Genomic DNA, 7,932 nt, shown 5'->3' on the forward strand with positions numbered 1-7,932 from the left:
ATCGAGCCGATTCATCTTCGGGAGTTCCAACCCCGCAACATCACCTCACCAACCCAGTGTCCATGCGGCTTGAGGTCGTTTTGCAGGGCTGACTATCTACATCTACGGGAACCGGAGCGATGCAAAGGTTCCGCCGCCACCATCGGGGCGCCAGCGGATCTCGAGGTACGGTGCTGCCGTTCGGTTGGCCGCAGGGCCTTCAGATTTTCATCGGCGGAAATCCCAAGACCTCCCGCTGCTCGTTCCAATCCCGCGGCAGCAGCTCATGCCGCCCGCGCAGGGTCTGCAGGTTCAGATGGCGGGGCTGGCGTCCGTCCAGGATGGCCTCGACGATGTCGGGCGCCAGCAAGGTCAGCCGCAGTACCTCGGCCACCCAGCCGGGTTCGTGCCGCAGGGCGCGCGCTAGCTCGGTGGCGGTGGCGTAGCGCCCCTCGTCGAGCAGGCGCTGCCAGTAAAAGGCCTTGCCCAGCATCTTGATCATCGGCTCGTCCAGGCCGCCCGACTGCGGCATCGACTCGCGCGGCGGCGGGATGAGCAGCTTGCGGTTCTGCCGGCGCTTGATGGTCAAGGGCACCAGGGTCACGCGCCGATCGCCGCTGACGTAGCTGCGCGCATCCGCGCCGACCTCGATGCGCACGCACTTGAGCCGCGGGTTGGTCGCGCCGGTGGGACGTTCGATCGTCATGCGCAGGCCTCCTGCGGGATGTCGCGCATCTCCTCGACGAGCGGATGGCCGGCCACCTCGGCGCCCAGGCCAAGCCAGCCGTCCTCGCGCCAGAGGATGTCCAGGCCGTGGGCATGCAGTTGCACCCGCTCGATGAGCAAGCGGGTGATGCGTTGCTGCTCGGCCGGAAACAGTTGCGCCCATACCGCACCGATGCGCCGCAGGGCCACGACGACCTGGGCCTCATCGAGTGCCGCGCCTGCCGGGTGGCGCTGGCAGGCCCGCCAGGTGCCGATCAGCACCTCCGGCGCGGCGAGCGCCTGGTGGATCTGGGCGAGCACCGCGTTCTCGATCTCGGCCGCGGGCAGATGCCCGACGTCGGGCGCGTCCGGCGCGAGCGTGGCGCCGGCATTGCGCCGCTTGTGCAGATAGGGCACGTAGTAGCGGTACATGCGCCCGCTTTTTTTCTTGACGAAGGTGTGCAGCATGCGCTGTCCGTCCGGGGCGAACAGCAAGCCGGCGAGCAGGGCCGGATGCTTGGCGCGGTGTTCGCGCGGGACCTGCTTGCGCCGTTCGATGAAGGCATGGGCCGCCTCCCACAGTTCCTGCGGGACGATGGCCTCGTGCTGGCCGGGGTACCACACGCCACGGTTGCGGATCTCACCCAGGTAGATGCGGTTGCGCAGCAGCGCGAACAGGAACTGCTGGTCGATGGGGCGGCCGGTGCGCTGGTGGCCGCCCTGGGTCACCCAGGCCTTGGTGGTGTGGCCCTCGACGGCCATCTCCCGCACCAGCCGCGCCGCCGAGCCGTGCTCGGCATAGCGCCGGAAGATGTCGCGCACCAGCGCCGCCTCGCGTTCGTTGACGACGAGCTTGCGATCGACGACGTCATAGCCCAGCGGCGGCATGCCGCCCATCCACATGCCCTTGGCCTTGGAGGCGGCGATCTTGTCGCGGATGCGCTCGCCGGTGACCTCGCGCTCGAACTGCGCGAAGGACAGCAGGATGTTGAGCGTGAGCCGCCCCATCGAGGTGGTGGTGTTGAACTGCTGCGTGACCGAGACGAAGGAGACGCCGTTGCGGTCGAACACCTCCACCAGTTTGGCGAAGTCCGGCAGACTTCGCGTCAATCGGTCGATCTTGTAGACGACCACGATGTCGATCCTGCCGGCCTCGATGTCGGCGAGCAGCCGCTTGAGCGCAGGGCGGTCGAGGTTGCCGCCGGAGTAGCCGCCGTCGTCGTAGCCATCGTCCACGGCGATCCAGCCCTCGTGACGTTGGCTGGCAATGAAGGCCAACCCCGCGTCGCGTTGGGCCTCCAGGCTGTTGTACTCCTGATCCAGCCCCTCGTCGGTGGACTTGCGGGTGTAGACCGCGCAGCGCCTCGTTGGCGTGACGGGACCAGGAGTCGGCATGGCCGACGGGGATGCGGGCCATCGTGATCTCATGCCGGCTCCTTCTGGCCGTGCTTGGTCTTGAGGCCGAAGAACGCGGGGCCCGACCAATGCGTGCCGGTGATGTGGCGGGCAATCGCCGTCAGGCTCTTGAACCGCTGTCCCTGATACTCGAAGTCGTTCGGGCCGCGCACCAGCACCCGGTGCTCGACGTCGTCGAAGATCCGCGTGAGCACGGTGCCCGGCAGCAGCCGATTCGCGTCGCGGCGCAGTTGGCGCGGCAGGATGCCCGTCTCACCGATCTCCTCGAGCTTGCGGCGGGTCGCGGGCTTCAATCCGCCGAAGGCGCGCTCCTGGATCCGGTAGGCGAGCCGGCTTTCCAGCCAGGTGCGGTGATGATGCTTGGGCCGCTCCTCGAAGTACTCGTCCCATAGCGCCCAGAGGCTGTCCATCGGCAGGTGGGGCAGCTGCGCGACGCGGGCGGCGACGGTGGCCGGGTCCGCGGGGCCTGCGTGTGTCGTCATCGGCGAACTCCTCGTGCGTGATCGCAGTTCGCATTCACGCGCTGTGGTCCGCAGAAGCCAAGGTGAACGCACTCGCTGTTTTCGGTGGTGTCGCGCGACGGACGCGCGCGCAGTCGCAACAGTGCGGCGGCCAACAGGTCGGCGATTTCCTGATGCGCGTGCCGGGGCCGATCGGCCTCGGGATCCAGGACGAAGGGTTCAGGTTCGTGCATGGTCGGCGTTTCGATGGAAAACGCCGCTCATGCTAGGAATCGAGGGGCTCCGCGTAACGGGTTTTGGCGGGGATGCGCGGGCTACGGCGCCCTGCGTCATCGCACCTGGTGCTGGCCTGCCGAGACGAACCGGTCGTAGCTGTCGAAGCTTTCGCCGTCCTGCCAGGATCGATCCCAAGCGCGCGGCTCGGCACTTTCCAACAGCAGCAGGGTCAAGACGCGATCCCGCGCGCCGTAACTGTGCTTGAACTCGCGCAGCTTCATGTGGGGCGCCTCCTCGGGGCACCAGGTCGCGGCGGACAGCTCGACGCCGTCCCATGCCTGCTCGACGCTCGCGTCGGCGGCGAGCGTGCCGGGTAAGGGCTCTTGCGGATCGCCGGTGCGCCGGATGCGCGCCCGGGTTCTCACGGCGCTGCTGCTGCGCCATTCGTACTTCGCGTAGCCGTTGTCCCAGTAGACCAGGATGGCGCGCTGCGGGGTGAACTTGATGAAGCGGATGCACAGCGCCTCGAACGAGACCTCAAAGCGCTTGGCAATGGCACTGAGGACGTGCAGATCGATGCGTCGGTTCGAGATCCACTCGCGCAGCCGATCGCCGGGCATCAGGAGGTTGCCGGCAAAGTCGTCGGCCTCGCGCTCGATCAGGCGAAGCGTCTCGTGACCGGCGTAGACGCTGTCCTTGTCGCAGTTGAAGCGACTCTGCGTGTTGCGGTGGAGGATGAAGTGGCCCAATTCGTGGGCGATGGTGAAGCGGCGGCGTTCGGGGCTCGCGCGGCCGTTGTAGAGGATGCCCCACTCGGCGGCGTCATGAGGATTGCGCACCAGACTGCCTTCAAAGCCGCTGATGTCGAGCGGCATCGGCTGCTTGATTTCCCGGACCCCGGTGCCGTACGGCGTGGTCGGCAGCATCTGCCTGACGACATCAAGGTCGATGGCCTCGGGCATGTCGCCGGCGTGCCAGGCCCGCAGCCACTTCAGAACGGTGGCGGCAGCGGTGAAACCATTGAGGGCCGGGGCGCTCATGCTGCTAGCTCTCGCCCTTGCTGCGCTTGCGGAACACCAGTTCGAGGGTGTCGCGGTAGATCTGCTTGTCCTCGTCGGTCATCCCGGCGTACTCACGGAAGAACTGGACATCCTCCGGGCTGGCCGCTGGCACCTCGCGAGGCTGGTCCTCCATGAGGTCCTCGACGGTGACGCCCAGGACCTTCGCCAGGGCATACACGCGCTCGGCCGAAGGGCGCTGCCCCTCCTTCATCTCCAGTTCCCAGATGTAGGCCTTGGTGCAGCCGACCGCGTCGGCGACCTGCTGCAGGGTCAGTTTCTTTGCCTCGCGCAAGCGCCGCAGGCGTGATCCAAACGCCGAAGCCATGGCGATGTCCCCGTCTCGAATGAACAGTCAGTGTAGGAAAGCAAGACTGAGAGTATAGCCACGAGATACAAAATAGCGCCAGATGTGCCACACCGTTTGACAAGCGGAAATAAGCGGGACAGAATCACGCCGTATCTCGCTGCTTTACTGCGGCGGGAGCCATGTTCAGTAACCGCAGTCGCCGGCTCGCGTACCTGTCATCGGTCCGCAGAACCTCCGACGCCTCTTCGGAAAGGACCGAGAAGATGAAGAAGACCTTCGTCGACGTGCTGCTCGAACTGCCGGTGGACGCGACCCTCTGCACTTTCCTGGCCTCGCACGGCCTGCCCGTGGCCGCCGATTTCGACTGGGAGGACACGCCTCGCACCTCGCAGGCACTGGTGGAGGCCGTTCGCACCTGGCCCGACGTCGCCGCCCGTGACCGTCTGATCGGCAACCTCATGGCCAGCATCCAGCTGGCCGACCCGGCCGGCAAGCAGGCGATGTTCCAGGCCGCCGCCGGAGACGGCGCCGCGCTGCTGGGCCTGGTGGGATGCCGCAGCGACACCCACCGCTCCTTCTGGCTGTATGCCAACCATCCGGCGCTGTTCGAGCGGGCCTGCGAGTTCGACTACCTCGAGCGCCACGGATCGCAGGCGCAGCAGCACGACCTCGGCGTGAAGCGTCGGCCGAACACCTCGGATGCCGCGCTGGCCGCACTGCGCCAGGCCATCTCGGCCTTCTATCAGCGCGAACTGCAGTGCGGCGACGGCAGCGTGGCTTACCTGGTGGAACGCCGCCCCGGCGTGTTCCTACTGACGATGCACGTCAAGGACTTGGCCATGCTGCGCCTGGAGTTCGAGGGCGCCCATCTCACCCGTCGCGTCGGCAACCCGAACATCCACATGGTGCTGGAGTACGCCGTGGCCACCGGGGTCGTTCGCACCCTCGTGCGCGGTGGCGCCAAGTACCACCAGATGCTCGTGGACGCCTTCGCCGAGCACCTGCTGGGCGTCAAGGTGGACGCGCACCGCATCAAGCCGCCGACGCTGGACCTGTCGGTCTTGCGCCTCGGCTTCGATGTGCCGCAGGCCGTGGCGGACGGCTTCGTGGCGCTGCAGGTCAAGTCCATCTCGGTGCTGAGCCCGAGCACGGCACTGAAGCTCGATTGCACGGCGATGGCGTCGAGCGAGCAGCGCTGCGTCACCGAACTGCTGCGCGAGGAGTTCCCCGGTGAGGATCCGCTGGAGCGCGGCTGGTTGATCACGGCGGCACGCATCAACCTGTACTACCCGCCCGAACCCGGAAAGGCTCGTTCCAAGGTCGTCACGGTCGAGGTGACGCGTCGCGGCCGGCTGAACCTGCACAAGTTCGATGCCGCGTTGCAGGCGCAGTTGGAGGGCTACCTGGTCTCGCTGGGCATCTTGCAGCCCGGCCAGACGCTGAACGCGCAGGAGGCGTCCCCGGAGCCGGACACGGCCAATCCTCAGCCAGTCTACGAGGATTGATCGGTGGCCACGCACGACGCCTGGGCCCTGGTGTGCCGCTTGTTCGCGGGCGGCACGCCCATTCTTCGAGCCGCGCTCTCTCCCCGCGAGATCGCCGCCTTGCCGGCCCTCGGGCAGGCGGTCAAGCCCACGGCCCTGGACCAGCGATTCGTGCTGTGCCCCTACTGTCACCAGCAGCGGGCGCAGGTCTGGGGCGACGGGCAACGGGGGCGTACCTGCCATTGCCCCGAGTGCGGGCCGGTGGCCGTCGCGGCCGACGACACGGTCGCGTTGAGGTTGGACGAGGACTGGCTGCGCCGAAAGCTGCGGCTGGCGCTTTCGATCGAGAGCCGCGACGGCATCGACGCCCTCGGCGATGGCGTGTGGCGCCTTGGCGATTCCCGGCGTTCGCCGGTCCTGCTGGCGCGCGATCTGATCCGGCTATGGCGGGAGCCTGCGCTGCTGGACCGGGTGCGGGTAACAGGAGGGGCGATCCGCGTCATCACGCCGAAGCCACGCGAGACGCGGGGCGCGCCCTTCGGGGCGGGCGTGGAATGGTTGGCTCTGGAGGATCGATTCGCCTTCTACGGAGGCGGCATCTCGTTCATCGGCGCGACGGGAGAGCCGCCGGCAGCACAGGCCAGCGATCCAACGACGCCGGTGCACGGCCCGTTCTCGGCCGATTTCCGCTGGGTGACCTTGCCCGACTGGCCGCACGGCCCGATCCGGCTGACCGAGGCTCAGGCCGCGGTGTTCAAGTCGTTGTGGTCGTTCCGGGGCGAACCCATGAGTGGAGAGCGGATCATGCAGCGCGCCGGGCTAAAGAGCGACAAACCCATCGACGTGTTCAAGGTAAAGCCGCGCGATAAAGACAAGCCAGAGGCTGAGGCACCCCTGGCCGCTTACCGGGTGCTGGTGGTGACGCAAAGGCGCGAGGGCTTGTACGCGATGCCCTGCGCCGAGGTCTCACGATCCAACAACCCTCGACGGGCTACGAGGGTCGAGCCGTAACGGCTCCCGCTCGTGCGGCAAGGTGCGCGGCGAGCTTGTCGAGCGTCTGGCCACCGAAACTGACAGCGCCGAAGCCGATCGTTGCCTTGCGCTGCGCCCGCGTCGGATGCAACTGCCGCAAGGTGAGCACCGTCCGGCCGTCGGACTGTTCGTCGAATGTGACGAGCATCCGGAACATGCCTGGATCGTCGTCGCAGTCCGAGCCGTGATCGACCTCGATCCGCCGCGGCCGGTCGATGATGTGGAACACCATGCGATTGCCGTAGCGGGTACCGTCAGCGGCGACCATGTCGAAGCGCCAGACGCCGCCGGGTCGGATGTCGATCTCGCGCGTCTCGATGGTCGTGCCGGCGGGGCCGAACCAGGCGGTGATCTGTGCCGGGTCGGTCCAGGCGTCGAAGACGGCTTCGCGCGGGGCGTCGAGCACGCGGGCGAACACGATCTCGCGGTCGAGCGGCCATGCGGCCCAGGCGGAGTGGTCAGGCGAAGCGCTCGTCATCGGAGGTCCTTTTTCTTGAGTTGATGGAGATGTGCCTCGAGCCGGTCGAGTCGGCTCTCCCATACGTCGATATGGGCGCGCAACCAGGCATCGGCGCATCGAAGCACGTCGGGGACGAGCGTGCAGGTTCGCACCCGCCCCGCTTTGCGCGTAGTCACCAGCCCCCCGTCCTCCAGCACCCGGATGTGCTTGAGCAGCGTCGGCAGACCGATGGAAAAGGGCCTGGCGAGCTCGCCCACGGGCGCCTCACCCTGGCACAGCCGGGCGACGATGGCACGGCGCGTGGGGTCGGCCAGCGCAGCGAACGTGCAATCAAGCACCTGATCATTGTTTGCCATGTGGCAAAGTATTGGTGAGCGCTCGTCTTCAGTCAAGTGCGGTTTGCCTGCGGGTTCGATCGTCGCGCATGGCGCCGACGAGATGCCCTGGTCACCCAAGCACGATGGACAACCGATAGCGGCGACGCACGTGCAAGTCGTTGACGGGCAAGCCCGTCTGCGTGCGCTCCGGCGAAGAAGTTGGCGCGGGTTTTGAGAGAACTGAGAGCAGAAGAGAGTCGAACCGGGCAACCTCTGGCCACCCTGCCACTACCGCGTGGCACACGCGGAACCGGCCTGGACCCCGCGTGGTCTCGCGGAACCCGCAAACGAAAACGCCCAACCGATGAGGGTTGGGCGTTAGGTATTGGTGGCGGAAGGCTAAGGAAGGTCTGCAAAACCCCGGCGATGACCGTCGGATGTGAGACAGTATCGACATGAAGCAGATGAGCCTTGGCACCACCGGATTCGAACGC

Annotated in this window: 10 protein-coding genes; 2 read left to right on the forward strand and 8 right to left on the reverse strand. The window is 67.0% G+C overall.

Annotation, left to right across the window (positions count from 1 at the left end):
* Window positions 1-199 precede the first annotated feature (199 nt).
* From MOJ79_RS18460 to MOJ79_RS18485, 6 genes are all read right to left on the reverse strand, one after another.
* Window positions 200-685 (reverse strand): hypothetical protein, encoded by a 486-nt coding sequence (locus MOJ79_RS18460; RefSeq protein ID WP_241925476.1) that lies wholly within the window; start codon window positions 683-685, stop codon window positions 200-202.
* Window positions 682-2,079 (reverse strand): recombinase family protein, encoded by a 1,398-nt coding sequence (locus MOJ79_RS18465; protein WP_241925477.1) that lies wholly within the window; start codon window positions 2,077-2,079, stop codon window positions 682-684. Before MOJ79_RS18465 ends, MOJ79_RS18460 begins: the two co-directional genes overlap by 4 nt.
* A 29-nt stretch (window positions 2,080-2,108) precedes the next feature.
* Window positions 2,109-2,582, reverse strand: coding sequence for a DUF2924 domain-containing protein (locus MOJ79_RS18470; RefSeq protein WP_241925478.1), 474 nt, complete (start codon window positions 2,580-2,582; stop codon window positions 2,109-2,111).
* Complete coding sequence (locus MOJ79_RS18475; RefSeq protein WP_241925479.1) at window positions 2,579-2,794, reverse strand: hypothetical protein; 216 nt, start codon at window positions 2,792-2,794, stop codon at window positions 2,579-2,581. The genes MOJ79_RS18470 and MOJ79_RS18475 overlap by 4 nt, the downstream gene beginning before the upstream one ends.
* Before the next feature lie 96 nt (window positions 2,795-2,890).
* Window positions 2,891-3,817, reverse strand: coding sequence for an ImmA/IrrE family metallo-endopeptidase (locus MOJ79_RS18480; protein ID WP_241925480.1), 927 nt, complete (start codon window positions 3,815-3,817; stop codon window positions 2,891-2,893).
* Between the two features lie 4 nt (window positions 3,818-3,821).
* Entirely contained in the window at window positions 3,822-4,163 is a 342-nt protein-coding gene (locus MOJ79_RS18485) for a helix-turn-helix domain-containing protein (RefSeq protein ID WP_180684182.1), read from the reverse strand.
* Between the two features lie 245 nt (window positions 4,164-4,408).
* Here MOJ79_RS18485 and MOJ79_RS18490 point away from each other — a divergent pair, with 245 nt between their 5' ends.
* Together MOJ79_RS18490 and MOJ79_RS18495 are read left to right on the forward strand one after the other, a co-directional pair.
* Complete coding sequence (locus MOJ79_RS18490; protein WP_241925481.1) at window positions 4,409-5,650, forward strand: hypothetical protein; 1,242 nt, start codon at window positions 4,409-4,411, stop codon at window positions 5,648-5,650.
* 3 nt (window positions 5,651-5,653) lie between these two features.
* On the forward strand, window positions 5,654-6,640 hold the full coding sequence (locus tag MOJ79_RS18495) for a hypothetical protein (RefSeq protein WP_241925482.1): 987 nt from the start codon (window positions 5,654-5,656) through the stop codon (window positions 6,638-6,640).
* On the opposite strand, the gene MOJ79_RS18500 is transcribed toward MOJ79_RS18495, so the two are convergent.
* The gene (locus tag MOJ79_RS18500; RefSeq protein WP_241925483.1) at window positions 6,621-7,139 is read right to left on the reverse strand and encodes an SRPBCC family protein; all 519 of its coding nucleotides are present in this window, start codon (window positions 7,137-7,139) and stop codon (window positions 6,621-6,623) included. The genes MOJ79_RS18495 and MOJ79_RS18500 overlap by 20 nt on opposite strands.
* Window positions 7,136-7,513: an ArsR/SmtB family transcription factor gene (locus MOJ79_RS18505; RefSeq protein WP_442863146.1), complete on the reverse strand. Its 378-nt coding sequence runs from the start codon at window positions 7,511-7,513 to the stop codon at window positions 7,136-7,138. The genes MOJ79_RS18500 and MOJ79_RS18505 overlap by 4 nt, the downstream gene beginning before the upstream one ends.
* Window positions 7,514-7,932 lie beyond the last annotated feature (419 nt).

The sequence above is a fragment of the Calidifontimicrobium sp. SYSU G02091 genome, from assembly GCF_022631395.1.
GTDB classification, from domain to species: domain Bacteria; phylum Pseudomonadota; class Gammaproteobacteria; order Burkholderiales; family Burkholderiaceae_C; genus Calidifontimicrobium; species Calidifontimicrobium sediminis.